This is a genomic window from Terrabacter sp. R4-6 (genome assembly GCF_057529065.1).
The window spans coordinates 1,843,094-1,868,512 of the sequence record NZ_CP197224.1 but is presented as its reverse complement, the minus strand read 5'-3'; the positions used below and the strand labels follow the sequence as shown (position 1 = coordinate 1,868,512).

The 25,419-nt window shown below is 72.6% G+C and carries 20 protein-coding genes and 1 pseudogene; 12 read left to right on the top strand and 9 right to left on the bottom strand.

Features of this window, described 5'->3' with window-relative positions; translation table 11 throughout:
* Positions 1-4: 4 nt before the first annotated feature.
* Complete coding sequence (locus ACSSS0_RS08820) at positions 5-1,558, bottom strand: LLM class flavin-dependent oxidoreductase (RefSeq protein ID WP_487230822.1); 1,554 nt, start codon at positions 1,556-1,558, stop codon at positions 5-7.
* Between the two features lie 28 nt (positions 1,559-1,586).
* Here ACSSS0_RS08820 and ACSSS0_RS08815 point away from each other — a divergent pair, with 28 nt between their 5' ends.
* From ACSSS0_RS08815 to ACSSS0_RS08805, 3 genes are all read left to right on the top strand, one after another.
* Positions 1,587-2,912 (top strand): M20/M25/M40 family metallo-hydrolase, encoded by a 1,326-nt coding sequence (locus tag ACSSS0_RS08815; RefSeq protein ID WP_487230821.1) that lies wholly within the window; start codon positions 1,587-1,589, stop codon positions 2,910-2,912.
* A gap of 31 nt (positions 2,913-2,943) precedes the next feature.
* Positions 2,944-4,398 (top strand): MFS transporter, encoded by a 1,455-nt coding sequence (locus ACSSS0_RS08810; protein ID WP_487230820.1) that lies wholly within the window; start codon positions 2,944-2,946, stop codon positions 4,396-4,398.
* A 180-nt stretch (positions 4,399-4,578) separates the two neighbouring features.
* Positions 4,579-4,824 carry a hypothetical protein gene (locus tag ACSSS0_RS08805; protein ID WP_487230819.1) on the top strand — a complete coding sequence of 82 codons (246 nt, stop codon included), beginning with the start codon at positions 4,579-4,581 and terminating at the stop codon, positions 4,822-4,824.
* 16 nt (positions 4,825-4,840) lie between these two features.
* On the opposite strand, the gene ACSSS0_RS08800 is transcribed toward ACSSS0_RS08805, so the two are convergent.
* Entirely contained in the window at positions 4,841-6,415 is a 1,575-nt protein-coding gene (locus tag ACSSS0_RS08800) for an HNH endonuclease signature motif containing protein (RefSeq protein WP_487230818.1), read from the bottom strand.
* A gap of 182 nt (positions 6,416-6,597) precedes the next feature.
* Here ACSSS0_RS08800 and ACSSS0_RS08795 point away from each other — a divergent pair, with 182 nt between their 5' ends.
* The gene (locus tag ACSSS0_RS08795) at positions 6,598-7,308 is read left to right on the top strand and encodes an alpha/beta hydrolase (RefSeq protein WP_487230817.1); all 711 of its coding nucleotides are present in this window, start codon (positions 6,598-6,600) and stop codon (positions 7,306-7,308) included.
* Between the two features lie 72 nt (positions 7,309-7,380).
* Complete coding sequence (locus ACSSS0_RS08790) at positions 7,381-8,676, top strand: ATP-grasp domain-containing protein (protein ID WP_487230816.1); 1,296 nt, start codon at positions 7,381-7,383, stop codon at positions 8,674-8,676.
* Here the strand turns inward: ACSSS0_RS08790 and ACSSS0_RS08785 are convergent.
* The gene (locus ACSSS0_RS08785; protein ID WP_487230815.1) at positions 8,673-9,311 is read right to left on the bottom strand and encodes a DUF1345 domain-containing protein; all 639 of its coding nucleotides are present in this window, start codon (positions 9,309-9,311) and stop codon (positions 8,673-8,675) included. The genes ACSSS0_RS08790 and ACSSS0_RS08785 overlap by 4 nt on opposite strands.
* Positions 9,312-9,459: 148 nt before the next feature.
* Between ACSSS0_RS08785 and ACSSS0_RS08780 the strand changes: the two genes are divergently transcribed.
* The 3 genes from ACSSS0_RS08780 to ACSSS0_RS08770 are packed head-to-tail and all read left to right on the top strand — an operon-like array spanning position 9,460 to position 11,952.
* Positions 9,460-10,488: a diacylglycerol/lipid kinase family protein gene (locus tag ACSSS0_RS08780; protein ID WP_487230814.1), complete on the top strand. Its 1,029-nt coding sequence runs from the start codon at positions 9,460-9,462 to the stop codon at positions 10,486-10,488.
* Between the two features lie 25 nt (positions 10,489-10,513).
* Complete coding sequence (locus ACSSS0_RS08775; RefSeq protein ID WP_487230813.1) at positions 10,514-11,224, top strand: phosphatase PAP2 family protein; 711 nt, start codon at positions 10,514-10,516, stop codon at positions 11,222-11,224.
* Positions 11,221-11,952, top strand: coding sequence for a phosphatase PAP2 family protein (locus tag ACSSS0_RS08770; protein WP_487230812.1), 732 nt, complete (start codon positions 11,221-11,223; stop codon positions 11,950-11,952). Before ACSSS0_RS08775 ends, ACSSS0_RS08770 begins: the two co-directional genes overlap by 4 nt.
* Before the next feature lie 81 nt (positions 11,953-12,033).
* Here ACSSS0_RS08770 and ACSSS0_RS08765 read toward each other — a convergent pair whose 3' ends face one another.
* From ACSSS0_RS08765 to ACSSS0_RS08745, 5 genes are all read right to left on the bottom strand, one after another.
* Positions 12,034-12,204: a hypothetical protein gene (locus ACSSS0_RS08765; protein WP_487230811.1), complete on the bottom strand. Its 171-nt coding sequence runs from the start codon at positions 12,202-12,204 to the stop codon at positions 12,034-12,036.
* Between the two features lie 141 nt (positions 12,205-12,345).
* Entirely contained in the window at positions 12,346-13,131 is a 786-nt protein-coding gene (locus ACSSS0_RS08760; RefSeq protein ID WP_487230810.1) for a DUF1206 domain-containing protein, read from the bottom strand.
* Between the two features lie 105 nt (positions 13,132-13,236).
* On the bottom strand, positions 13,237-13,413 hold the full coding sequence (locus ACSSS0_RS08755; RefSeq protein WP_435984379.1) for a hypothetical protein: 177 nt from the start codon (positions 13,411-13,413) through the stop codon (positions 13,237-13,239).
* A 104-nt stretch (positions 13,414-13,517) separates the two neighbouring features.
* Complete coding sequence (locus ACSSS0_RS08750) at positions 13,518-14,381, bottom strand: acyl-CoA thioester hydrolase/BAAT C-terminal domain-containing protein (RefSeq protein WP_487230809.1); 864 nt, start codon at positions 14,379-14,381, stop codon at positions 13,518-13,520.
* Positions 14,382-14,383: 2 nt separating this feature from the next.
* Positions 14,384-16,933 carry a DEAD/DEAH box helicase gene (locus ACSSS0_RS08745; RefSeq protein WP_487230808.1) on the bottom strand — a complete coding sequence of 850 codons (2,550 nt, stop codon included), beginning with the start codon at positions 16,931-16,933 and terminating at the stop codon, positions 14,384-14,386.
* On the opposite strand from ACSSS0_RS08745, the pseudogene ACSSS0_RS08740 reads away from it, so the two are divergent.
* Positions 16,905-17,696, top strand: a pseudogene (locus ACSSS0_RS08740) (family 43 glycosylhydrolase); the annotation flags it as partial. The gene ACSSS0_RS08745 and the pseudogene ACSSS0_RS08740 overlap by 29 nt on opposite strands.
* Here ACSSS0_RS08740 and ACSSS0_RS08735 read toward each other — a convergent pair.
* On the bottom strand, positions 17,675-17,833 hold the full coding sequence (locus ACSSS0_RS08735; protein WP_487231237.1) for a hypothetical protein: 159 nt from the start codon (positions 17,831-17,833) through the stop codon (positions 17,675-17,677). The pseudogene ACSSS0_RS08740 and the gene ACSSS0_RS08735 sit on opposite strands and share 22 nt — an antisense overlap.
* On the opposite strand from ACSSS0_RS08735, the gene ACSSS0_RS08730 reads away from it, so the two are divergent.
* The 3 genes from ACSSS0_RS08730 to ACSSS0_RS08720 all read left to right on the top strand — a co-directional run bounded on the left by ACSSS0_RS08730 (position 17,828) and on the right by ACSSS0_RS08720 (position 25,314).
* Positions 17,828-18,106 (top strand): hypothetical protein, encoded by a 279-nt coding sequence (locus ACSSS0_RS08730; protein ID WP_487231236.1) that lies wholly within the window; start codon positions 17,828-17,830, stop codon positions 18,104-18,106. The genes ACSSS0_RS08735 and ACSSS0_RS08730 overlap by 6 nt on opposite strands.
* Positions 18,107-18,154: 48 nt before the next feature.
* Positions 18,155-23,074, top strand: a complete 4,920-nt coding sequence (locus tag ACSSS0_RS08725; RefSeq protein WP_487230807.1) for an ATP-dependent helicase — start codon at positions 18,155-18,157, stop codon at positions 23,072-23,074.
* A 206-nt stretch (positions 23,075-23,280) separates the two neighbouring features.
* Complete coding sequence (locus ACSSS0_RS08720) at positions 23,281-25,314, top strand: multicopper oxidase family protein (protein WP_487230806.1); 2,034 nt, start codon at positions 23,281-23,283, stop codon at positions 25,312-25,314.
* The last annotated feature ends 105 nt before the right edge of the window (positions 25,315-25,419 follow it).

The following is a 25,419-nucleotide window of genomic DNA, read 5'->3' as shown; positions in this document are numbered from 1 at the left end:
GCGATCAGCCGAACCCGTGGCGGGCCAGCGGGTGGAGCAGCTCGCGCTCCTCGTAGGCGAGGTGTGACAGGAGCGTGTCGGTGAGCAGGTCGAGGGCGCGCTGGACCTCGTCCAGCGCGCCCTGCCCTGCCCGGCCGTACTCCTCGGTCCCGACGAGCCCGACAAGGGCGTCGTCGACCTGTTCGAGCACGTCGGCGATGACGTGGTGCTCCTCCTCGAGCCGGTCGATGACCGGGCCGAGGTCGGGCTCGGCGCCGCGCAGGTGGACGAAGATGCTGCGGTCCTCGAGCGTGTGGTGCCCCGTAACGAGGCGGCAGTACGTCTCGCAGTAAGCCCCGAGCGTCCAGTTGTTCTGGCGCATCGCCATCGTGTTGATGACCGAGCGCGCCGCCCCGGTGGACATCGAGCCACGGCGCACCTGGCCGACGATGTCGCGCAGCTGGGCGAGCTCGCCGCGCAGGTGGTCGTGCACGTCGACGAGGTGCTGCGGGACCGCCTGCTGGGCGGGAGAGTATGCCGCGTGCTCGGCCTTGGCGGTCACGGGACGGTCGTCCTCGCGCCAGGGGAGGGCGGGGCTGAGTCGGACCCCGTCGTCCGGTGTCGCGCGGACGGTGAGCGGGGAGCCGTCGACAGGAGCAGCGGCTGGGTGGACCGGAGTCGCTGAGGCGCGTTCGGCGTCGACGAGGTCACGCACCGCTGGGGCGACCTCGGCGGCATACCGCCTCACGACGTCGGGATCGTCGGTGCCGAGGACGAAGGTGCTCATCCCCTCCGTCAGCGCCAGGCCGGCCAGCTGCTCGGCCCAGTCGTCGGCCGTGCCGCGGAGGAAGCCGCGGCCCGTGCCGAACGAGCCGAAGACGTTGTACATCCGCCGGATCGCCTGGGGGCCGCGCCCGGCCCGGTCGGCGGCCTCGTCGATGACGGCGTTCATCCCGGCGAGGGCCTCGGGGTCGGCGTAGCCCATGCTCGGCAGCCAGCCGTCGGCGAGACGGGCGGTGACCCGCAGCATGCGCGGCTTGTAGGCGCCGAGCCAGATCTCGACGCGGTGCACAGGGAAGGGGCCGGCGTGCATCCCCGCGACGGAGTAGTGCTCGCCCGGGACCGTCACCGACCGCGCCCCCGGCTGGTCGGGGTCCTGGCCCCAGACGCCGCGGATGATGCGGATCGCCTCGACGAGCGCGTCGACCGCCTCCCCGGGCGTGCGGCGCTCGCCGCCCGCCGCGACGATCGCGTCCCAGAAGGCGCCGGTGCCGAGGCCCAGCTCGGCGCGGCCCCCGCTGATGACGTCGAGGGTCGCGACCTGCTTGGCCAGGCCGACGGGTGGACGGAGCGGCAGGTTGGCCACGTTGGCCGCGACCCGGATCGCGCTGGTGCGCACGGCGACGGCCGTGAGCAGGGTGGAGGTGTCGAGGTGCTTGGCGTTGTAGGGGTGGTCCTGGACCGTGAAGAGGTCGATGCCCACGACGTCGGCGAGCTGCGCCAGCTCGAGCGTCTCGTGCACCCGTGAGGCATCGGGGCTCGCGAACACCCCGAACTGCAGCTCGTGCCCGTAGTCCATGCGGTCAGGGTGGCATACGCTCCGGGCCATGAACGGGGACGACGCTGCCGTCGAGGCGCTACGGGCGCTCATCCGCATCCCGACGGTCTCCGACTGGGACCCGGCGCTCGAGGACCGGGCGGCGTTCGAGGCTCTCCTCGCCGAGCTGCGCGAGCGGTTCCCGCGGCTGCACGCCGCGTGCGAGGTCGACCGCATCAGCGGGGACGCCCTCCTCGTGCGCTGGCCGGGGCGTACGCCTCAGGCGCCGGTCGTGCTCATGGCGCACCTCGACGTGGTCCCGGTCGACGACCCCTCCGTCTGGACGCACCCGCCCTTCGCGGCGGAGCTCGCCGACGGGCACGTCTGGGGTCGTGGGGCGCTCGACTGCAAGGGATCGCTCGTCGCGACGTGCCAGGCGGTCGAGGACCTCATCACCGAGGGCGTCACGCCGGGCCGGGACGTGTGGCTCTCGTTCGGCTGCAACGAGGAGGTGTCGGGGCGCGCCGCCAAGGACGCCGTCGCGATCCTGCGCGAGCGGGGCGTCGAGCCGTGGTTCGTCATCGACGAGGGCGGCGCCATCGTCCAGGGCGCGCTCCCGGGCGTCGACGCCCCCATGGCCGTCATCGGGGTCTCCGAGAAGGGCACGGTCGACGTCGACCTCACCGCCCGGGGCGACGGTGGCCACGCCTCGGCGCCGCGCCGGATGGGCGCGACGAGCCGGCTCGCCCGCGCCATCCTCCGCCTCGAGCGCAGGCCCTTCCCGAGCCACCTGCCCGACGCCACCGTCGACATGCTCGAGCGCGCCGGCGCCCACGCGCGGATGCCGTATGCCGCGGTCTTCGGCCACGCGCGCCGTCTACGACCCGTGCTCTCCCGGGTCCTCCCGCGGCTGGGGCACGAGACCGCGGCGCTCACCCGGACGACGGTGGCCGTCACCCAGCTCTCGGGGTCTCCCGGCGCCAACGTCATCGCCGCGACCGCCCGCGCGCACGTCAACATGCGGGTCATGGTGGGGGAGACGGTCGACGGCGCCATCGAGCGGATCCGCCGCACCGTCAAGGACCCCCACGTCGAGGTGACGCTGGTCAGTGGCGACGAGCCCAGCCCCGTGTCGCCGACGGACGACACGGCATACGCCCTCCTCGAGTCGACGCTGCGGGACGTGTTCCCCGGGACGGTCGCCGTCCCGTACGTCATGCTCGCGGCGACGGACTCACGCCACTTCCACCGGGTGTGGCCGCGCGTCTACCGCTTCACGCCGTTCCGGATGACCGACGCGCAGCGCGCCTCGATCCACGGCGTCGACGAGCGCATCGGGGTGGAAGACCTCCGTGACGGCGTCGCGTGGTACCGCCGCCTCATCGAACAGCTCTAGTCGAATCAGTCTGAGAGAGAACGAGATCCGCATGTCAGACAGCACGGCCGTCTCCGATGCCGCCCGGGCCGTGGCCCGCAGCCCGATCACCAAGGTCGTCGGCTTCCTCATCTGCGTCGAGCTCGCGAGTGGGGTGCTGCAGGGCTACTACACGCCGATCTTCACCGACATCGCGCGGCACCTGTCGATCAAGGACGCCGACGTCAACTGGTTCGAGGCCGCCCAGCTCATCGTGTCGGCGCTCGTCGTGCCGCTCCTCGCGCGGCTCGGCGACCTCATCGGCCACCGCAAGGTGCTCCTGCTGTCGACCGTCGTCACGGCGCTCGCGTCGTGGGGCGTGGCCTTCGCGCCGAGCTTCGGGCTCTTCCTCGTGGCCTGGGCGATCCAGGGCTTCTACGTCGTGTGGCTTCCGATGGAGGTGGCGATCATCCACCGCCGCACCGGCGGCTCCGAGCGGCGCGTCCGGGGTGCGGCCGGCCTGCTCGTCGCCGGGCTCGAGCTCGGAGTCATCGCCGGCGCCCTGACGAGTGGTGCCCTCGCCGAGTCGCTCGGCATGACGGCCCTGCTCGCCCTGCCGGCCGTCGTCGTGACGCTGGCCCTCGTGGCGATCTGGTTCGGCGTCGAGGAGTCGCCCGTGCTCGCCCACGGCTCCGTCGACTGGCGTGGCTTCTGGCTGATCACCCTCGCGCTCGGCCTCGTCATGGGCGGGCTCGTCATGCTGCGCGTCCTGGGCCCGGCGAGCCCGTGGCCGTGGGGCGTCCTGGGGCTCGGCGCGGCCGCGTTCGTGCCGTTCGCGCGCGTCGAGCTCGCCCAGCGGGAGCCCCTCGTCGACCTGCGCATCCTCTCGGCGCGCGGCCAGTGGCCCGTCCAGGCGACGGCCTTCCTCTTCGGCGTCTCGGTGCTCGGGGCGCAAATCCCGCTGTCGACCTTCGCGCGCACCGACCCGGCCGTCACGGGCTACGGTCTCGGGGCCTCGGCGGGCAAGGTGTCGATCATCATCGGCGGCTACGTGCTCTCCCTCGCCGTCGGGGCCCTGCTGCTCCACCTGCTCGCACACCGGACGGGGACGCGGGTGGCCATGGTCGTGGCGGCGGTCCTCGCCGCGGTCGGCTACCTGCTCTTCCTCCCCTTCCACGACACCCTCGCCCAGACGATGACGAACATGGTCATCGCGGGCCTCGGGTCCGGGGCCCTCGTCGCGGGCCTGCCGACGGCGGCCGCCGCGCAGGCGCCGCCGACCCACACCGGCCTGACGACGGGGATGACGAACACGACGAAGACCATCGGAGGCGCGTTCGCCTCGAGCGTCTTCGCCATCGCGCTCGCCTCGACGGGCACGGTCGACGCGGAGGCGACGGCCCACGCGTCACTCTTCGGCTACCTCGCGGTGTGGACGATCTGCGGTGTCACGGCCCTCGTCGCGGCCGTCTTCCTCGCGGTCGTGCGACCGGTCAGCGACCGGTCCGCTGCTGCGGTGCCCGACTGAGCACCTCGCCGGCGCCCCCGGTGACGAGCCGCTCGTAGGCCCCTGATCGCACGCCCATGAGACGCCGTCGCGACCCGTGTGGTGGTGTCATGGAGCCATGGACGTGCCGAAGCAGACTGACGAGGCCAGCGCCCGCTTCCGGGACCTCGCCAGCGAAGGGTCCGGGGTCGAGGTCAGCCGATGTTCGGCACTCTCGCCGCGCTCGTCGACGGGCACGTCTTCGCCGTCGCGCTGGGCGACGTCGTCGGGGTGAAGCTCCCCCCGGACGCCCTCGCCGAGCTCGGTGCCGTGCCCGGATCGGAGGTCCTGACGATGGGTGGCCGCCGCATGAAGGCGTATCGCAGCCTCCCCGCGGGTATGCCGTCCGCTGAGCGCCGCGTCTGGCTGGCGCGGGCGCGTGACCACGTCGCAAACCTGCACTCCTGAGGAGGACCGCTGCCGCTCAGAAGGGCGGCGGGTCGTGCTCGACCGGGAGAGCCGGTCCTGAATCGCGTTGGGACGGTGGGGGATCGGCCGGTGTGACCGGGTCGTCCCGTCGCGCGGGTGGGTCGACGCCGGCGCGCCAGTTCTTGGGGTGGGTGGTGTAGGTGCGGCCGGTGAGGGTGGTCCAGGTGAGGCCGTCGTCGGCGACGGGTCGTGAGGTCCAGATGCCGTCGGTTTTGAGGTTGTGGTGGAGGCGGTGCTTGGCGTGGAGGTTGTCGGTGCTGGTGGGTCCGGTGGGCCAGGGGGTCTCGTGGTCGAGGTCGCAGCGGGTGGCGGGGACGTGGCAGTCGGGTCCGCGGCAGGTGCCGTCGACGGCTTGGACGTGCTCGAGGACGGCTTGGGTGGGGCGGTAGGTGCGGGTCGGTCGGGTGAGGGCTCGGCCGGTGCGCAGGTCGACGGGCAGGGTGGCCCAGAGGGAGCCGGGTCGGGTGATGATCTCGCGGGCGTGGGTGGCGGTGACCCAGCCGTGGCCGGGCAGCTCGCACGCGGTGTCGGCCTGTCCGGTGGCGACCTCGAAGGGCACGACGATCCACGCCAGCGCGGCAGCGCCACCGGAGACCCCTCCCGAGGTGGCCCTGGACGCTGCACCGGGCGCCTTGTGGGGCGCCTTGTCGGTGGCATGGCCGGCCGCGGCGGTGAGCTCCGGCCGGCGATGGTGGGCTTCGCGGAGGAGGGCGTCGGTGGCGAGGTCGGCGCGGAGCTGGTCGAGGCTGCGCGGGTCGCCCGCGCCGCGCAGTCCGCGCGCGGTGGTGTCGAGGTGGTCCATGACCGCGGCGACGGACGCGGCGTCGGTGGTGACGGTCAGCCAGCCCATCCCGTCGTCGGTGACCCGGCCGAACACCCCGCGCCGGGCCCGGGCGTGCGCGTGCCGCTCGGCGCTGCCCCGGGCATCGACCGAGGCGACCGCGCGCCGCAGGCGGGCGGTGAAGGTGCGTTGCGGGAGGGGTTGGCCGTCCCGGGACGGGGCGAGCACGGCCTGAGCGACGGTGGTGACGTCGGCGTCGGGCAGCAACGCGGTGTCGGAGGCGACCTGCAGCACCCGGTGCAGCGAGGTCGCCCCGGCGCGGAGCGCGCCGAGCAGCGCCCGGTGCCGTCGCGGGCGGGTGGCCACCGCGAGCCGCCGGGCGACCTCCCCGGTCCCGACGCCGGTCGCGAGCGCGATCTCCTCGGTGACGACCCGCTCGGGAGAGACCCGCGCGGACACCCGGGCGGCGGCCCCGGCGGGCAGGGCGTCGATCTGCTGGGCCTCGATAGTGGCCAGTGCGCCGTACGCGGCGAGCAGGTCGGCCTCGAGGCGGGCCTTGGCGACCTCGAGCGCCTGGATCTCGGCGAGCACCCGCTCCCCGGCCCGCGCCAGCCCCTCCAGCGCCGCCGCCGCTCGGGCCCGCCCGCGCCCCGCGCGCAGCTGCGTGAGGACCGGGTCGAGGGTGCGCGCCCAGTGGTCCGGGTCGGAGGACCATCGGGCACGCAGCACCGGCCAGGGCCCTCCCGAGCGCACGGCGGAGGTCTCGGCCGGCGACGCGACGTACGGCACGGGAACCTCCTTTTGATGGCACCTTCAGGACCTCTATTAGAACAGGTGTTCGACCGCGTTTCAAGAGCCGGAGCCAACCTGTGGACAACGAGTTGGTCTCTCCTGCAGTCGAACCCGAGGACTGAAGCGACCTGTGGACGACCAGGGGTGTCCCTGTCGGCATCCGCGCATAGGGTCTCCGCATGGCGCGCACGAGACTGACGGTCACCGGCACTCCGGTCGGCGACATCGAGCTCGCGATGGTCACGCCGGTCGGCACGCGACGCGCCGAGGCGCTCCCGCTGCTCATGGCCCACGACGGTCCGGAGTACTCCCGCCGCGCCCACCTCCTCTCCGTCCTGCGCGCCGCGACGGACGCCGGCCGCGTCCCACCGACCCGCGTCGTCCTGCTCGAGCCCGGAGCGCGCAACGAGCGGTATGCCGCCAACCCCCTCTGGGCGGAGGCGCTCACCGCGCACGTGCTCCCGACGGTCGGGACCGCATACGCCATCGACGGGAGGCCGACCCTCATGGGGGCGAGCCTGGGAGCGCTCGCCTCCCTCCAGGCGGAGTGGTGCCACCCGGGGACGTTCGGTGGGCTCTTCCTGCAGTCGGGGTCCTTCTTCCGCAGGCGCGTCGACGACGAGGAGGACTTCGAGTTCTGGGACCGCGTCACGACCTTCGTGACCAACGTCAGGCGGGTCCGGCGACGCCGCACCGACGCGCGCATCGTCATGACGTGCGGCACCGACGAGGGCAACCTGACGAACAACCGCCAGATGGCGCGGACCCTCGCCGCGAGCGGTCACGACGTGTCCTTCACCGAGCTGCCGGGCCGGCACGACTGGCGCTCGTGGGAGGCGGCGTTCGACCCGCACCTGCTCGACCTGCTCGCCCGTCCGGCCACCCGCTGACCGGCGACAGACGCCGCGGTTCCTGCAAGGATCGCAGTCGATGACCCGACCCCCGACGGTAGGAGCAGCACGATGACCGACACCGCACAGCAGGACCAGTCCGCCGCATCGAGCACCTCGTCGACGAGGACGCACCTCGTCGGGCTCCTGCTCGGTGCCGAGGAGGACTGGCCCACCGCCTTCGAGGCGTTGCTCGCGCTCGTCGGGCCGATCACGACCGACGACGGCGTCACCCACGAGCTGACGAGCGAGCGGCTCACCATCGAGCCGTTCGACCTGCGCCAGCCGGTGCGCACCGAGCTCGTCATCGACCGCCTCGCCTACTGGTACTACCACCCGCGCGAGTGGCTCAAGAAGGCCGCGCTGATGAACGACACCTACCTGCTCAACAGCCCCTTCACCTTCCAGTCCATGGAGAAGCACAGCGCCTACGTCGCCCTCATGCGCCTCGGGCTCAAGGTCCCCGAGACGTGGCTCGTGCCCTACAAGCACCCCGTCGACAACGTCCGCTGGGCCTACACGTCCGCGAAGTACAACCGCCCGTTCGACCTCAAGGCGATCGCCAACCGGCTCGGCTACCCGATGTACATGAAGCCCTTCGACGGCGGCGGCTGGCGCGGCGTCTCCCGGATCAACGACGAGACCGACCTCGTCAAGGCCTACGACGAGTCCGGCGAGATGCTCATGCACCTGCAGTCGACCATCGAGTACGACCACTTCGCGCGGGCCCTGTCGATCGGTCCCGAGACGATGGTCATGGACTTCCGGCCCGAGCAGCCGATGCACAACCGGTATGCCGTGAGCCACGACTTCCTGTCCCCGTCGGCCGGCAAGCAGACCGCGGCCATCAGCCGCATCGTCAACGCGATGTTCGGCTGGGAGTTCAACTCGTGCGAGATGCTCGTCAAGGGTGACGACGTCTACCCGATCGACTACGCCAACGCCTGCCCCGACGTCGCCGTCACGTCGCTGCACTACTACTTCCCGTGGGCCATCAAGGCGCTCGTGCGGTGGTCGACCTTCTGCGTCATCACCGGTCGCCGCGGCCCGATGGACCTCGAGATGCGCCGCTACTTCGACGTCGCCGACCGCGACGACCTCACCGACGAGGAGAAGCTCGACGAGTTCCTCGCGATCGCCGACGAGTACTTCGACACGGCCGCCTACTGGGCGTGGTGCGAGCGCCACCTGCCGCACCTCGACACCGCGGTCCTCGAGTGGGTGCAGTCCGACGTGTTCACCAACCTGCTCCGCTCGACCGTCGTCACGACCTACCCGGCGCACGAGCGCGACCGCTTCATGGCGCACTTCGGCGGGCTCATCGGCCTGTGGGTCACCGACGAGAAGGCGCGGCTCGGCCTCTCCTAGCCGAGCGAGCCGCCGATGCCCGCGACGAGGTTGATCGTCGCGGCGATGACGATGGTCCCGTAGAGGTAGGCGAGCAGCGTGTGCCCGAGCACGACCCGGCGCACGGCCGAGCTCCTGAGGTCGGTGTCCGAGACCTGGTAGGCCATGCCGAGGTTGAAGGAGAAGTAGGCGAAGTCCGAGAACGTCGGGTCCTCGTCCTGGTTGAAGTCGATGGGTGGGCGCGGGCTCGCGTAAAAGACGCGGGCGTAGCGCAGCACGTAGACGGTGTGGACGCAGAGCCACCCGACGGCGACCGCGCCGACCCCGACGACCGCGTCGACGACCTCGGCGCCGCGCAGGGCGCGGCCACCGACGAGGAGGATGGTCACGCCCGCGAGGCTGGCGAGCCCGACGAGGATGACGACGACGTCGTACCAGGCGGCGTCGCCGTCGCGGCCCTGCACCTTCTCGCGGGTCGTGTCGGCGTCGTGGCCGAGGACGTGGACGAGGAGCGGGACGGCGAAGGCGAGCCCGGCGACGACGAAGCCGGCGAGCCCGTGGACGAGGAATCCGTGGGCTGGTCCCAGCGGCACGAGGACCCCGGCGAGCACCCCGACGACGACGGCGACGGCGAGACGACGCCGGATGGTGGGCATCTTCGGAGGCTACCGCCGCGACCGGCTCGACGGCTGGACGCCGGCTGGTGGTGCGCTGGTGGTCGGCTGGGTGCCCGGTCGGGGTATGTCACGGACTGGCCCCGCTCGACGGCCGCCCCCCTCACGCCCCGAGCCCTAGGATCCCCACATGTCAGACACGCCCAGCGCTCGTCGCAGCCTCACCGTGGTCTACAACCCGGTCAAGGTCGACGACCTCGTCGCTGCCCAGGAGCTCGTCGCCAAGGCAGCGGCCCGGCACGGCTGGGAGGACCCGTCGTGGATCGAGACCACCAAGGACGAGACCGGCGAGAAGCAGGGGCGCGAGGCCGTCCGCGCCGGCTCGGACGTCGTCGCATCGCTGGGTGGTGACGGCACCGTCCGCGCGGTCGCCTCGGCGCTCGTCGGCAGCGACGTGGCGCTGGGCCTGCTACCGGGCGGCACGGGCAACCTGCTCGCCCGCAACCTCGGCCTTCCCGTCGACTCGCTGGAGGACGCCGTCGAGGCGATGCTCGGAGGCACCGACCGCCGCATCGACGTCGGCCTCATGCGCGTGTCCGACGAGCCGATCCGCCCGTCCGCGAGCCACGCGACGAAGGACGGCGGCGACCAGGTGGCCGACGACGAGGAGGTCTTCCTCGTCATGGCCGGCCTCGGCCTCGACGGCCAGGTCATGGCCGGCACCAACGAGAAGGTCAAGGCAGCGGTCGGCTGGATCGCCTACGTCTTCAGCGCCCTGCGCCAGGTGTTCAGCCGCGGCTTCCGCGTCGACGTCGCCTCGAGAGGTGGCTCCGGCGTGACCGGCGAGCACGGCGACCACGAGCGCGGCCACGACGAACGGAGCGGGTCGGTGAGACGGCATGCGCGCACCGTCGTCGTCGGCAACTGCGGAACGCTCCAGGGCGGCATCGAGCTCATGCCCCAGGCCAAGATCGACGACGGCATCCTCGACGCCGTCGTCGTCGCACCCAACGGCGCGCTCGGCTGGTTCTCCGTCCTCTCGGACGTCGTGACGCGCCACCGCGCCGGCCACGGCCGTCTCGACCGCTTCCGCGGACGCGAGTTCACCATCACCGCGGGCCGACCCGTCGAGGCGGAGATCGACGGCGACCCGATCGGCGAGCACGTCTCCCTCGGCATCCGCATCCTCCCCGACTCGCTGGTGGTCCGGGTTGGCTGAGCGACGTCCTGACGGCCGGCGACCCGTGGGTCGCGGCCGCCGCCTGCTCAAGGCCGTCGGGTTCGGGCTCGCCTTCGCCGTCCCCGTCACGGCTCTCGCGTTCGTCGTGCGCGAGAAGTTCCTCCCCGTCATCGAGCTCGACGAGCGGCTCATCGTCGCCGCGACCGACATCACCCGCGACAACCCGTGGCTCAAGACGGTCCTGCTCGCCTGGCAGGAGGCCACCCAGCCGAAGTGGGTCTACATCATCGCCTCGGGTGTGTGCTTCGTCGTGTGGCGCCGCCACCGCGAGCTCGCGACCCGCTGTCTCTGGGCGTTCATCACGATGATGGTCGCCTGGAACCTCCAGCTCGTCCTCAAGGAGGTCGTGCGGCGGGCCCGCCCCGCCGTCAGCGACCCCGTCTCGCACGCCCCGGGCTACAGCTTCCCCTCGGGCCACGTGGCCAACGCCGCGGCCATCGCGACCGTCATGACGCTCCTGCTCTGGCCGCTGCTGTCGCCCGTCGCCCGCCGGTGGCTCGTGGCCGGCCTGACGGCCTACGTCCTCCTGACGGCCCTCGACCGCGTCTTCCTCGGCGTGCACTACCCCTCAGACGTCCTGGCCGGGATCCTCTTCGGGGTCGGCCTGGGCACGGCGTCCTACGTCGGCTACCTCGGGTGGAACCCCCAGAGCCCGGACGAACCCCCTCCGCCGGAGGGGGACGTCGGGCCCGAGTCATCGAAAGGCAGCACGTGAACCACACCTTCGTCCACCGCTACGAGATCGACTCCTCGCGACCAACCGTCGGGTCGGCGCTGCGGGACATGGCGCTGCGCGTGCTCGCTCCCGCCGTCGTCCTCTTCGGTCTCATCGTCGGGCTCGGCCTCCTCATCATGGGTCCCCTCGACAACCTCCCCTGGGAGGACGACCTCAGCAAGAGCGTCGCCGCCGGGCGCACCGAGCTGTGGAACTCGATCACCATGGTGTGGTCCCGCATCGGCAACACCGAGATCGTCATCGGCGTCTGCGTCTGCGTCGTGGCCATCGTGTGGTGGCGCACGAAGCAGTGGTGGTATGCCGTCATACCGGCCATCGCGATCGCCGCCCAGGCGAGCGTCTTCGTCGCCGCGACGACCCTCACCGACCGCAAGCGACCGGCCGTCGAGCACCTCGACCCGGCACCCCCGACGTCGAGCTACCCCAGCGGCCACATGGGGGCGGCGACCGCGCTCTACCTCACCTTCGCGCTCATGGCCCAGCGCATCGAGACGGTGTGGCTGCGGCGCCTCGTCACCGTGGTCTGCGCGATCGTGCCGCTCCTCGTGGGCTACGCCCGCCTCTACCGCGGCATGCACCACCTCGTCGACATCCTCGTCGGGCTCGTCAACGGCATCGTGTGCGCGCTGCTCGCGTGGAACTACCTGCGCCGCCGGACGACCGGCGAGCGCGTGACGAGCGCGGCACGCGAGGCCGTCTCCCGCTGACGCGACTCCGACCTGCGAACGGCGATGGCCGGGAACCCGATTCGGGCTCCCGGCCATCGCCGTTCTCGTTCCCGCGAGGTCTCAACCGGGGGACACCTGCGACCGGCGCATGCGCCACCCGCGGATGAGGACCAGGCCGCTGCGCGGCGTCGTCTGCGGGTCGACGACGGGTCGTTGGGCGCGTCGGGTCCGTCGACCGAGGTCGGCGGTGCGCTGACGGGCGATGGCCTCGTTCAGGTACATCGTGGTCATGGTGTCCTCCTGCACTCGTGATGCGTGACACACAGAGCAGGCGGCGGTGGCCCTGATGCAGTCGAGACGGAAACGGCCCCGAGTGCCCGGAAATGTCCGGGCACTCGGGGCCGTCGCGCGTCGCGCGTCAGTCGGCGCGGTTCAGACGTCGGCGTGGCGGGCGCGGCCGAAGCAGTAGACGCCGAAGGCGATGAGGCCGAGCGCGACGAGGGCGAGCAGCACCGGGCCTCCGGGGGCGCCGAGCAGGTTGCGGAGTGCGCCGTCGAGGCCGCGGGCCTCGCTGGGCTTGTGCCGCACGGCCGCGAGGACGAAGAGACCACCGACGATGGCCAGGGCGATGCCCTTGGCGATGTAGCCGATGCGACCGGCCTTGACGATCCACTCGCTCGGGTGGGTCTCGAGGTCCTGGAGGAACTTCTTCGTCCATCCCTTGACGACGTGGTAGACGCCGACGCCGATGACGGCGAGCCCGAGGAGGGCGACGAGCCACTGGCCTGCGGGCTGCTTCATGAGGCTCGCGGTGAAGTCGGTGGTCTGGTTCTTGCTCGAGGAGCCGCTGCCGCTCGCGAACCGGAACGCGGTCCAGGCGAGGGCGAGGTAGACGACGGCCTTGCCGGCCGCCTTGAGCCGGTCACTGGTCTCCCAGCCTCCGGAGATGGCCTCCGTGATCTGCCACAGGGCGAGGCCGAGCCAGGCGATGACGGCGACCCAGAGGAGGAAGAGGCCGAAGCCGTTGTCGGCCATCGAGCCCAGGGCGCCGGACTGGTCGGCGCTGGTGCCCTTCGCTCCGAAGGCGAGTCTCAGCGCGATCGCGCCGATGATGATGTGCAGCACGCCGTTGACGGCGTAGCCGATGCGCGCTGCCGTCTCGAGCGCCGGGTGGTCACCCGCGCGCTGTGATGCGACCTTGACGTCTGTGGAGTCCATGCACGTGATCCTGTCGGTTGAGGGGTCCCCGATGGGCCACTGGGGAACATACCCACGTCGGGCAGGAAATCGGCGCGTCGCCCGGGGGCTTCTCGGGCCGGGGGCTCAGACGAGCCGCAGGTGCCGGCGGCGGCCGTGGTCGCGCGACGTCCGGCGCCGTCCCGCCGGGACCGCGTGCTCCGGCTCGGGCTCCGGGTGACGCAGGCGGGCCAGCTCGGCCCGCTGCCGGAGGTCGGCCTCGCGCTGGGCGAGGAGGGCGCTGACGATGTGGGGGGAGAGCATGGCGTGGATCCTTCGAGGTCGGTGTCGTGCTGGCCTCTCCAGCGTCGTTCTGAGGTGCACCCGGGCACATCGGGAGATCGGCGTATGCCGGCCGGCGAGGTGCCTCAGATCCGCGGCCTCCCGCGTCGGTGCAGGTCGAGGACGCGCCGGATCTCGGGCCACGCGCGCTCGCCGAGCTCGCGGTCGGCGGCCTCGGTGCCGCCACGGGCCATCCGCAGCCCGCCGCCCGCGACGGGCTCACCGGGCAGGATGACGCGGTGCCCGGCCTGCGGGTGCGTGACGAGCGTCGTCGGCAGGTCGAGGGCCCGGCGCCGGGCCTGGACGGCCCGCGCGAAGGTCACCGACGGCCACACCTGGTCGTCGCCGCCCGCCACGAGCAGCACGTCGCCGAAGAAGCGCTCGACGGGGATCGTCGCGGCGGCCACCGCTGCCCCCGCCGAGCGCAGGCTCTGCGCGTAGACGGGGGTGAACGCGGGTGGCTCGCCCGCGGGCTCGGCCGCGTCCTCGTAGGGCACGAACGGGAGCGCCTCGCCGGCACGGGACCACGACGAGTGCTGCGGGCGCAGCTCCCCGTCGGGGCCGGGGCCGACGTTGGCCCACACGACGTGGCTCGGCGCGAGCGCGACGACGGCGTCGACGACCGGGTCGTCGGCGGCATACGCGAGGAAGGCCTCGGCCGTCTTGGAGGTGCCCACGAGCACGACGCGGTCGCAGCGCTCGGCGAGGGACGCGACGGAGGGGGCGAAGGCCTCGAGGGGGTACTCCCAGATGCCGACCGGCTGGCCCTCGCCGCCGAACCACCGGTAGGTCAGTGCGGCGGTCACGCCGGCGCCGGCGAGCAGCCGCGCCCGGTCGCGCTCGACGCGGCCGCTCGACCCGGACAGCACGAGGACGCCCGTGCCGTTGCCGCCGTCGGCGGCCTCGACGAGGACGCCGTCGTGGTCGGTGGGGTGTTCGCGAACCGCCACGGTCAGCCGCCCAGGCGCTCGAAGCCGGTGACGGTGAGGACGGCAGCGCCGGCCTCGTCGCTCGCCGCGAGGTCGACGACGGCCGTGATGCCCCAGTCCTTGTCGTCCTCGGGGTCGACGACGACCTGGCGCAGCCGCCACTCGGCGGGCGTGCGCTCGACCTGGAGCAGCGCCGGTGAGCGCGCCCCCTGGTCGGTCGCTATGGCGTCGTGGTCGTCGTAGTAGGCGCCGAGGGCGTCGTTCCACGCCTGGGCGTCCATGACGACCTTCTGCGGGGGGTCGGTGAGCTCGGCGACGCGGGCCTCGAGCGCACCGAGCGCCTCCCACTCGTCGCGGGACGCGAGCTCGACCCGGTGGAACATCGAGTTGCGGATCATGACGGTGAACGCCCGCTCGTTGCCGGTGATCGGCCGCGCCGGCGGGGCGATGTCGGTCTGGGTGAGCACGGCGTCGCTCGGGTTGACGAGGTCCTCCCACTCGTCGAGCAGGCTCGAGTCGGTCTGGCGCACGAGCTCGCCGAGCCACTCGATGATGTCCTCGAGCTCCTCGGTGCGGCTGGTCTCGGGGATCGTGTGCCGCAGGGTGCGGTAGGCGTCGGTGAGGTAGCGCAGGACGAGCCCCTCGGACCGGGACAGCCCGTAGTAGGACACGAACTCGTTGAAGGTCATGCCGCGCTCGTACATCTCGCGGACGACCGACTTCGGCGACAGCGCGTCCTGCGAGATCCACGGGTGGCTCTGGCGGTAGGCCGTGAGCGTCACCTCGAGCAGCTCGGCCAGCGGCTTGGGCCAGGTGACCTCCTCGAGCCGCTCCATGCGCTCCTCGTACTCGACGCCGTCGAGCTTCATCGCCGCGACGGCCTCGCCCCGGGCCTTGAACTCCTGCGCCCACAGCACCTGTCGGGGGTCCTCGAGGATGGCCTCGATGACGGAGACGAGGTCCCTGGCGTAGGTGTCGCTCTCGGGGTCGAGGGTGTCCATGACGGCGAGGGCGAAGGGTGCGAGCGGCTGGTTGAGGGCGAAGTCGCGCTGGAGGTCGATGGTCAGCGCGTGCCGTCGGCCGGAGTCCTCGACGGTGGCGAGGCGCTCGACGACGCCGGACGTGATGAGCTCCTTGGCCAGCACGAGCGCATGCCGCTGGAGGCGCCGCTGGTCCTTGGCCTCGTGGTGGTTGTCGGAGAGCAGGCGCGCCGCGTGGGCGACCGGGTTGCCCTCGCGCGCCAGGATGTTGACGAGCATCGAGTGCGACACGCGCATCCGCGGCTGGAGCGGCTCCGGCTCGGCGACGATGAGCCGCTCGAACGTCTCCTCGGACCAGTTGACGAAGCCGTCGGGCGCCTTCTTGCGCTGGATCTTCTTCTGCTTCTTGGGGTCGTCGCCCGCCTTCTCGACGGCCCGGAGGTTCTCGACGACGTGGTCGGGAGCCTGGGCGACGACCCAGCCGCGTGCGTCGAACCCGGCCCGTCCGGCGCGCCCGACGATCTGGTGGAACTCGCGCGCCTTGAGCAGGCGCTGCTTCGTGCCGTCGAACTTCGTCAGGCCGGTGAGCAGGACCGTGCGGATCGGCACGTTGATCCCGACGCCGAGGGTGTCGGTGCCGCAGATGACCTTGAGCAGGCCGTCCTGGGCGAGCTGCTCGACGAGGCGGCGGTACTTCGGCAGCATGCCCGCGTGGTGCACGCCGATGCCGTGCCGCACGAGCCGCGAGAGGGTGCGCCCGAAGCCCGCCCCGAAGCGGAAGGCGCCGATGCGCTCGGCGATCGCCTCGCGCTCCTCGCGCGTCGTGATCTTGACCGCCATGAGGCTCTGGGCGCGCTCGAGGGCGGCCGCCTGCGTGAAGTGGACGACGTAGACGGGCGCGCGGTCCTTCTCGAGCAGCTCCTCGATGGTCTCGTGGAGGGGGGTGACGGCATACGAGAACTCCAGGGGGACGGGACGCTCGGTGCCGCTGATGACGGCCGTGGAGCGGCCGGTGCGTCGGGTCAGGTCGTCGGTGAACATCGTGACGTCACCGAGGGTGGCCGACATGAGGACGAACTGCGCGTGCGGCAGCTCGATGATCGGCACCTGCCACGCCCACCCGCGGTCGGGCTCGGAGTAGAAGTGGAACTCGTCCATGACGACGAGACCGACGTCGGCCGAGCTGCCTTCTCGCAGAGCGAGGTTCGCGAGGATCTCGGCGGTGCAGCAGATGATCGGGGCGTCGGCGTTGACGGACGCGTCACCGGTGATCATGCCGACGTTGTCGGCGCCGAACTGCTCGCAGAGCGCGAAGAACTTCTCGGAGACGAGCGCCTTGATCGGCGCGGTGTAGAACGACACCCGGTCGTCGGCGAGCGCCGTCAGGTGCGCGGCCGTCGCGACGAGCGACTTCCCGGAGCCCGTCGGCGTCGAGAGGATGAGGTTGCTCCCGCTGAGGATCTCGAGGAACGCCTCCTCCTGGTGCGGGTAGAGCGTGAGGCCGCGCTCGGTCGTCCACTCGGTGAAGACCTCGTAGAGGGCGTCGGGATCGGGGTCCCGCGGGATGCGCTCGCTGAGGTTCTTCGTCACCACGCGAGTATGCCGTCCGGCGGGGCCATGCTCCCAACCGTCGCCCGGCCCGGATCCGGGTAGGGGTACCCATCGACGCCGCCAGTGCCGAGGGCGCAGAATCGCGCTGACCGGGCAGGCCGCCCGGTCTCTCCAGGGGAAACAGGCACACCACATGAAGAAGTCAGCAGTCGCCGCTGCCCTCGCGGCCGCGGCGGTCGCGGCGGTCGCCATGCCGGGAGCGCTCGCGAGCGCGCCCGCGCAGGCCGTCACGACGGGCGCGAGCGCCCGCAACGTCATCGCCCGGGACTTCCCGGACCCCGGCTTCGCGACGTTCACGACGCGCGCCCAGGGCACGAAGTACTACCTGTACGCGACGGGCGCAGGCTTCCGGGTCGCTCGCTCGGCGTCGCCCGGGTCGGGCTTCTCGGTCCTCGGCAACTCGATGAACGCCCGCCCGGCCTGGACCTTCGAGACGACCGACAGCTCGCCCGCGCAGCTGTGGGCACCGCACGTCTTCCAGACGGCGACGACGCCCGGCTCCGAGCGCTTCACGATGTACTTCGCCGCCCGCCGAGAGGCCCCCGGCACGGCCAACCACAACAAGCACTGCATCGGCGCGGCCCGCTCGTCGTCGCCGACGGGTGCCTTCAGCCCGGTGTCGACGCCGCTCATCTGCCCGCCCGCGGGCTACTCCGAGGCCATCGACCCGGTCGAGTACCGCACCCGCTACGGCAACCGCTACCTCGTCTACAAGATCGGCAACTACAGCCCGCGCCGCTTCCAGATCATGGCCGTGCGCGTCGACAACGCGGCCGGCACGACGCTGGCCGGCTCGCCCAGGGTCGTCCTCAGCGCGAGCCGCATCGGCTCGGCGTCGCCGAGGCGCCAGACGTCTACCGCGACTCCGCCGGCAAGGTGCACCTCTTCGTGTCGCGCAACGGCTACAAGGACTGCACCTACGCGACGCAGGTCTGGTCGGGCACCGACCTCTTCGCCCTGGGCAACCCGCGCTGGGTCGGCGGCATGGGCGTCTCGACGACCGACCGCTTCTGCGGCCCGGGCGGCGCCGAGGTGATCAACGACGGCGGCGTGCTCCGCGTCGCCTTCCACGCGCGCAAGAGCTACGACCCGCTCGTGCGGCCCGCCTGGACCGGAGTGCTCAAGTGGAGCGGCGGCAACCCGTACCTCTCCTGAGGCCCGGCGGGCCTTGTGGTGTCGGCGCGGGATGGCAGGCTGACCCCGATGGCACAGGGCAAGCAGGTCGACGTGCTCGACCGATTCTCTCCGGCGACCGCCGAGTGGTTCCGGAGCAGCTTCAGCGCGCCCACGACCGCCCAGGCCGGCGCGTGGGACGCCATCAGCTCGGGCCACCACACCGTCGTCGTCGCCCCGACCGGCTCGGGCAAGACGCTCTCGGCCTTCCTGTGGGCCATCGACCGGATGGCGAGCGAGCCGGTCCCCGAGGAGCGGCTCGAGCGGTGCCGCGTCCTCTACGTCTCGCCGATGAAGGCGCTGGCCGTCGACGTCGAGCGCAACCTCCGCGCCCCGCTCGTCGGCATCGGCCACGCCGCGACGCGGCTCGAGCTGCCGCCGCCCGACATCAGCGTCAGCGTGCGCTCGGGCGACACCCCCGCCAACGAGCGCCGGGCCTTCGCCCGTACGCCCACCGACATCCTCATCACGACGCCCGAGTCGCTCTTCCTCATGCTCACCTCGTCGGTGCGCGAGGCGCTCAAGGGCGTCGAGACGGTCATCATCGACGAGGTCCATGCCGTCGCCGGCACCAAGCGCGGCGCCCACCTGGCCCTCAGCCTCGAGCGCCTCGACGCCCTGCTGCCCACCCCCGCCCAGCGCGTGGGTCTCTCGGCGACGGTGCGCCCCGTCGAGGAGGTCGCGCGCTACCTCGCGGGCGGCCGACCGGTCGAGATCGTGCAGCCGGTGTCGACGAAGCAGTGGGACCTCGACGTCGTCGTCCCCGTCCCCGACATGGGCGAGCTGGGCGGCGCCCCGGCCGAGATCTCGCCCGGGGTCCCCGACCTGTCCGGACCGGCCGCGGGGCAGGCGCCGCAGGCGAGCATCTGGCCGCACGTCGAGGAGCGCATCGTCGACCTCATCGCCGAGCACCGCTCGACGATCGTCTTCTCCAACTCGCGGCGCCTCGCCGAGCGGCTCACTTCGCGCCTCAACGAGATCTGGGAGGAGCGCCTCGCCGAGCAGGAGGACCTCCCGGTCCCGGGCCTCGCCGCGCTGTCGACCCGCCCGCCGGCCCAGGTCATGGCCCAGGCGGGGGTGTCGCGCGGCGCGCCGGCCGTGCTCGCTCGCGCCCACCACGGCTCCGTGAGCAAGGAGCACCGCGCCACCATCGAGGAGGACCTCAAGGCCGGCCGGCTGCCCGCCGTCGTCGCGACGAGCAGCCTCGAGCTCGGCATCGACATGGGCGCCGTCGACCTCGTCATCCAGGTCGAGAGCCCGCCGTCGGTGGCGAGCGGGCTCCAGCGCGTCGGTCGCGCCGGGCACCAGGTCGGCGCCGTGAGCCAGGGCGTCATGTTCCCGAAATTCCGCGGCGACCTCGTGCAGACCGCCGTCGTCGTCGAGCGCATGCGCGCCGGCGCCATCGAGTCGCTGCGCATCCCGGCCAACCCCGTCGACGTGCTCGCCCAGCAGGTCGTCGCGATGTGCGCCATGGACGACTGGAGCGTCGCCGACGTCGAGGCGCTCGTGCACCGCACGGCGAGCTTCGCCTCGCTCCCGCGCTCGGTCCTCGAGGCCACGCTCGACATGCTCGCCGGACGCTACCCGTCCGACGAGTTCGCCGAGCTGCGCCCGCGCATCGTCTGGGACCGCGTCACCGACACGCTCTCGGGTCGCCGCGGCGCCCAGCGCCTCGCCGTGACGAGCGGCGGCACCATCCCCGACCGGGGGCTGTATGCCGTGTTCCTCGCCTCCGGGGAGGGGCCCGGTCGCCGGGTCGGCGAGCTCGACGAGGAGATGGTCTACGAGTCGCGCGTCGGCGACGTCTTCACCCTCGGCACCTCGACGTGGCGCATCGAGGACATCACCCACGACCGGGTGCTCGTGACGCCCGCTCCCGGACAGGCCGGCAAGCTGCCGTTCTGGAAGGGCGACCAGCAGGGCCGGCCCGCCGAGCTGGGCCGCGCCCTCGGTGGCTTCGTCCGCGAGATCGTCGGACTGACGCCCGAGCGGGCCCGCGCGCGGGTCACGGCCGCCGGCCTCGACGAGTGGGCCGCCGACAACCTCATCGGCTACCTCACCGAGCAGAAGGAGGCGACGCGCCACGTCCCCGACGACCGCACCATCGTCGTCGAGCGCTTCCGCGACGAGATCGGCGACTGGCGCGTGGCCGTCCTCTCACCCTTCGGCGGGCAGGTGCACGCGCCGTGGGCGCTCTGCGTCGCGGCGCGCATGCGCGAGCGCTTCGGCATCGACGTCCAGGCCATGCACGGCGACGACGGCATCGTCTTCCGGCTGCCCGACCTCGAGTTCGAGGACGGCGCGGCCGTCGGCCAGCAGCTCGTCGAGCTCGTCACCCTCGAGCCCGAGGAGGTGAGCGAGCTCGTCACGCAGGAGATCGGCGGATCGGCCCTGTTCGCAGCGCGGTTCAGGGAGTGCGCGGCCCGGGCGCTCCTGCTGCCGCGCCGCCGGCCCGACAAGCGCCAGCCGCTCTGGCAGCAGCGGCAGCGCGCCGCCCAGCTGCTCGAGGTGGCCAGCCAGTACCCCAGCTTCCCCATCGTCCTCGAGGCCGTGCGCGAGTGCGTCCAGGACGTCTTCGACGTACCGGGCCTCGTCGAGCTCATGGGCGACATCCGCTCGCGTGCCGTCAAGGTCGTCGACGTCGAGTCGAGCCAGCCCAGCCCCTTCGCCAAGTCGCTCGTCTTCGGCTACGTCGCCCAGTACCTCTACGAGGGCGACTCGCCGCTCGCCGAGCGCCGGGCGGCGGCGCTCGCGCTCGACCCGTCGCTGCTGTCCGAGCTGCTCGGCCAGGGTGAGGCGCTCGCGCTGCGCGACCTGCTCGACCCCGAGGCGGTGGCCCGCACCGAGGCCGAGCTGCAGCGGCTGACGCCCGAGCGCGGGGCGCGGGACGGCGAGGACGTCGCCGACCTGCTCCGAGTGCTCGGCCCGCTGTCGGTCCGCGACATCGTCGCCCGGGCGGCCGAGGGCTTCGAGCCGGTCGCCGTCGAGGCGGCCCTCACCGAGCTCGAGGCGGCCCGCCGGGTCATCGCCGTGCGCGTCGGCGGCGACGACCGCTGGGCTGCGATCGAGGACGCCGCCCGGCTGCGCGACGCCCTCGGCACGGCGCTCCCGGTCGGGGTGCCGCAGGCCTTCCTCGACCCGGTGCCCGACCCGCTCGCCGACCTCGTCGCGCGCTTCGCCCGCACCCACGGTCCCTTCGCCGTCCAGACCGTCGCGTCCTGGTGGGGGGTCGGACCTGCGGTCGTCCACGACGCGCTGCGCCGACTCGTCTCGGCCGGCCGGGTCGTCGAGGGCGAGCTGCTGCCCACCGAGAACGGTGGTGGTCACGGCCCCGAGTTCTGCGACGCCGAGGTGCTGCGCCTGCTCCGGCGCCGCTCGCTGGCCGCGCTCCGGCACGAGGTCGAGCCGGTCGCCCAGCCCGACCTCGCCCGCTTCCTGCCGCAGTGGCAGGGCGTCGGCGGCGGGCTGCGCGGCCGCGAAGGGCTGCTGCGTGCGGTCGAGCAGCTCACCGGGGCCGTGGTGCCCGCGAGCGCCGTCGAGTCGCTCGTGCTGCCGGCGCGCGTCGCCGACTACCGCCCCGCGCTGCTCGACGAGGTGATGAGCTCGGGCGAGGTCGTCTGGCGCGGCCACGGCTCGCTGCCCGGCGACGACGGCTGGGTCAGCCTCCACCTCGCCGATGCCGCCCACCTGACGCTCACGCCACCCGAGGTCGTCGAGCTCTCCGACGACGAGCGCGCTGTCCTCGACGCGCTCGAGGGCGGCGGCGCGTACTTCTTCCGGGCCCTCTCGACCCGCGTGGGGCTCGGCGACAGCGAGCTCAACGACGCCCTGTGGTCGCTGCTGTGGTCGGGGCGCGTCACCAACGACACCATCGCGCCGCTGCGCGCCCTCCTCGCCGGCGGACGCACCGCGCACAAGCGCACCTCCTCCGGCCCACGGTCGAGCAGGTATGCCGGCCGGCGCGGCTCGCTCGGCCGCTTCGGATCCCTACGCGGGCCCCTCGCGGGCACGAGCCCGTCCCAGGTCGAGGCCGCCGAGGAGGCCGCGACGGGGAAGGCACTGGCGGCAGGCCGCGCGGTCGGCTCCGGACCGTCGACCGGCGTGGGTCGCTGGACCGCGCTCCCGCCCGCCGAGTCCGACCCGACGGTGCGCGCCGTCACCAACGCCGAGCTGCTGCTCGACCGCTACGGCGTGCTGACCCGCGGGTCGGTCGTCACCGAGGACGTCCCGGGCGGCTTCGCGGCGGTCTATCGCGTGCTCGCCGCGGCCGAGGAGGCCGGCAAGGTCCGGCGCGGCTACTTCGTCGAGGGCCTCGGCGCCTCGCAGTTCGCCTCGACGGGCGCCGTCGACCGGCTCCGGTCGATGTCACGCCTGCCCGGAGGCGACGAGGGCGGCAGCGGCCGACGCGTCGACCCTGCCGAGCGCGACGAGTGGCTCACGCCGACACCCGCCGCGACTGGCCGCGGAGGCCAGCGTGGCCGTGAGCGCTCCGGACCGCCGGCCCTCGTCCTCGCGGCCAGTGACCCTGCCAACCCCTACGGCGCCGCGATCGCCTGGCCCGAGCGTGGGCTCACCGACGCCGCCCAGGAGCCCGACGGCGCACCGAGTTCCGGTGACGCGGCAGGCGAGATCCCGGCCAAGGGCGCCTCGCGCCGCAAGGGCCACCAGCCCGGGCGCAAGGCAGGAGCCCTTGTCGTCACCGTCGACGGCGAGCTCGTCCTCTACGTCGAGCGCGGCGGCAAGACGATGCTCTGCTGGTCCGACGATCCCGAGCACCTCCAGGCCGCCGCCGACGCGCTCGCGCTCGCCGTGCGCGAGGGAGCCCTCGGCCGGCTCACCGTCGAGAAGGCCGACGGCGCCTCGGTGCTCGGCTCCGACCACCCGCTCGTGCAGGCCCTGTCACAGGCCGGCTTCCACATGACCCCGCGGGGCCTGCGCCTGCGCCGCTGAGGCGCGACCACTCGACCTTTTCGGGTTCCCGTGTGGTGCCCCCTCCCCGGTGGGATCCTGAGGAGACCGGGGGAGCACGGACAGCGTGGCGCTGCCGGGGGACGCCATCGATCAGGTCAGGGATCTGGGTGGTGACCGAGATGACGGGTCTTGGCGAGCCGGGCCGTCGGCCGGTGAGTCGACGGAGCTTCATCAGGGCAGCAGGCGTGGCGGGAGCCGGGTTCGTGCTCTACGCCTACGGACCGGCAGGGACGCGGCGGGCGGTGGCGTCGGTCCCCGGGGGCTCGCTGGACGCGGGCTCGGTGCCGAAGTTCGTGACGCCGCTGCTCATACCGCCGGTGATGCCGCGCGCGGGGACCATCAAGCGCAAGGGCGGCAAACCGGTCGACTACTACGAGATCTCGGTGACGCAGCTCTCCCAGCAGATCCTTCCGGCCGGCCTGCCCGCGACGACGGTGTGGGGCTACGGCGCTGTGGCCTCTGGCAGCAAGAAGGGACTGTTGCTCCATCACGCCCCGTCGCTGACCATCGAGTCCACGTGGGGCCGCCCGGTGCGGGTCAAGTGGATCAACGGTCTCGTGGACACCGGCGGGAACTACCTGCCGCACCTGCTGCCGGTCGACCCGACGTTGCACTGGGCCAACCCGCCCGGTGGGGTTGTCGGGCGCGACACCCGGCCGGAGTTCCATCAGACCCCGGGGCGCTACACCGGTCCCGTTCCGATGGTGACGCACCTCCACGGAGCCGTTGGCGTCGGTGACGAGAGCGACGGCTACCCGGAGGCCTGGTTCCTGCCGGCAGCCGGCGACCTGCCGACCGGATACGCGACCGAGGGCACCTGGTACGCCTTCTTCAGGGACAAGGCAGCCCGGAAGTTCGGCTCCGGGTGGGGCCCGGGCTACGCCGTCTTCCAGTACCCGAACGACCAACGTGCGTCGACGCTCTGGTACCACGACCACACCCTCGGCATGACCCGCCTCAACGTGTACGCGGGGCCCGCCGGGTTCTTCCTCGTCAGGGGTGGACCACAGGGCGATAAGGCTGTCCTCGACGTCCGATCCGGTGCGACTGCCGTGCTGCCCGGACCCGCGCCGAAGAGGGGGGACGCCTTTCCTCCCAAGAAGACCTACTACGAGATCCCGATCGCGATCCAGGACCGGGCGTTCGACGAGGACGGCTCCCTCTTCTACCCCGACAGCCGCGAGTTCTTCGACGGCGCCACGGCGGCGGACCCGGGCTTCGTCCCCGACACGGACCTCTCGCCGATCTGGAACCCCGAGTTCTTCGGCAACACGATCATGGTCAACGGCAACACGTGGCCCTTCCAGGTCGTGGAGCAACGCCGGTACCGGTTCCGCTTCCTCAACGGCTGCCAGTCCCGCTTCCTCATCCTCGACTTCGCCCACATCCCCGGCGTGGAGGTCTGGGCCATCGGCAACGAGGGCGGCTTCCTGGCTGCGCCGGTGAACCTCACAGCCGACCACGACAACCGGCTCCTGATGGGCCTGGCCGAGCGCGCCGACCTCGTCGTCGACTTCACGCACGTGCCCGTCGGGAAGCACGTCCTGGCCAACGTCGGCCCCGACGAGCCCTTCGGAGGTGGGGAGCCGGACGACGACTTCGACGCTGCCGACCTCGACACGACCGGGCAGGTCCTGCAGTTCCGCGTCGTGCCGGCCACCGGACCCGACCCCACGACGCCACCCCGGTTCCTGCGCCTGCCGGCCCTCGCGCCGCTGCCGGCCGAGACGCGCACCCGGCCGCTCGCCCTGCTCGAGATGATGTCGGACGTCTGGGACGGACCCGCCGAGGCGCTGCTGGGCACCGTGGACAGCGGGGGCGGTCCGGAGCACCTCATGTGGGCCGACCCGGTCACCGAGGGTCCTCGCGTCGGAGACACCGAGATCTGGGAGTTCCACAACTTCACGGCCGACGCCCACCCCATGCACGTCCACGAGACGACGTTCGAGGTGGTCGACCGACAGGCCCTGGTGACCAACGAGGACGGTGAGACCGACCCGCCGTCCCGGCTCGCGGGCGATCCCCGCCCGCCCGAGGCGTGGGAGAGCGGCGTCAAGGACACGGTCGTCGCCTACCCGGGCGAGGTGACGCGCATCCGGGCCAGGTTCAGCAACCCGGGCCAGTTCGTCTGGCACTGCCACATCGTCGAGCACGAGGACAACGAGATGATGCGGCCCTACCGGATCGGGCCCGAGCAGCAGGGCCAACCGGGCGGCTGACCAGGCGGGTGACCCGGCGGCTGAAGGGGGTCAGGAGAAGGTGTCGCCGTCGGTCATCGTCACGGCGCTCGGCGCCGTGGGCCGCCACGCGAGGGACTCCTGCGT

What these genes read in the sequence shown, in the direction of transcription:
- ACSSS0_RS08820 (WP_487230822.1), bottom strand. Translation starts at nt 1,558, where the DNA reads ATGGACTACGGGCACGAGCTGCAGTTCGGGGTGTTCGCGAGCCCCGAT.
- ACSSS0_RS08815 (WP_487230821.1), top strand. Translation starts at nt 1,587, where the DNA reads ATGAACGGGGACGACGCTGCCGTCGAGGCGCTACGGGCGCTCATCCGC.
- ACSSS0_RS08810 (WP_487230820.1), top strand. Translation starts at nt 2,944, where the DNA reads ATGTCAGACAGCACGGCCGTCTCCGATGCCGCCCGGGCCGTGGCCCGC.
- ACSSS0_RS08805 (WP_487230819.1), top strand. Translation starts at nt 4,579, where the DNA reads ATGTTCGGCACTCTCGCCGCGCTCGTCGACGGGCACGTCTTCGCCGTC.
- ACSSS0_RS08795 (WP_487230817.1), top strand. Translation starts at nt 6,598, where the DNA reads ATGGCGCGCACGAGACTGACGGTCACCGGCACTCCGGTCGGCGACATC.
- ACSSS0_RS08790 (WP_487230816.1), top strand. Translation starts at nt 7,381, where the DNA reads ATGACCGACACCGCACAGCAGGACCAGTCCGCCGCATCGAGCACCTCG.
- ACSSS0_RS08785 (WP_487230815.1), bottom strand. Translation starts at nt 9,311, where the DNA reads ATGCCCACCATCCGGCGTCGTCTCGCCGTCGCCGTCGTCGTCGGGGTG.
- ACSSS0_RS08780 (WP_487230814.1), top strand. Translation starts at nt 9,460, where the DNA reads ATGTCAGACACGCCCAGCGCTCGTCGCAGCCTCACCGTGGTCTACAAC.
- ACSSS0_RS08765 (WP_487230811.1), bottom strand. Translation starts at nt 12,204, where the DNA reads ATGACCACGATGTACCTGAACGAGGCCATCGCCCGTCAGCGCACCGCC.
- ACSSS0_RS08760 (WP_487230810.1), bottom strand. Translation starts at nt 13,131, where the DNA reads ATGGACTCCACAGACGTCAAGGTCGCATCACAGCGCGCGGGTGACCAC.
- ACSSS0_RS08755 (WP_435984379.1), bottom strand. Translation starts at nt 13,413, where the DNA reads ATGCTCTCCCCCCACATCGTCAGCGCCCTCCTCGCCCAGCGCGAGGCC.
- ACSSS0_RS08725 (WP_487230807.1), top strand. Translation starts at nt 18,155, where the DNA reads ATGGCACAGGGCAAGCAGGTCGACGTGCTCGACCGATTCTCTCCGGCG.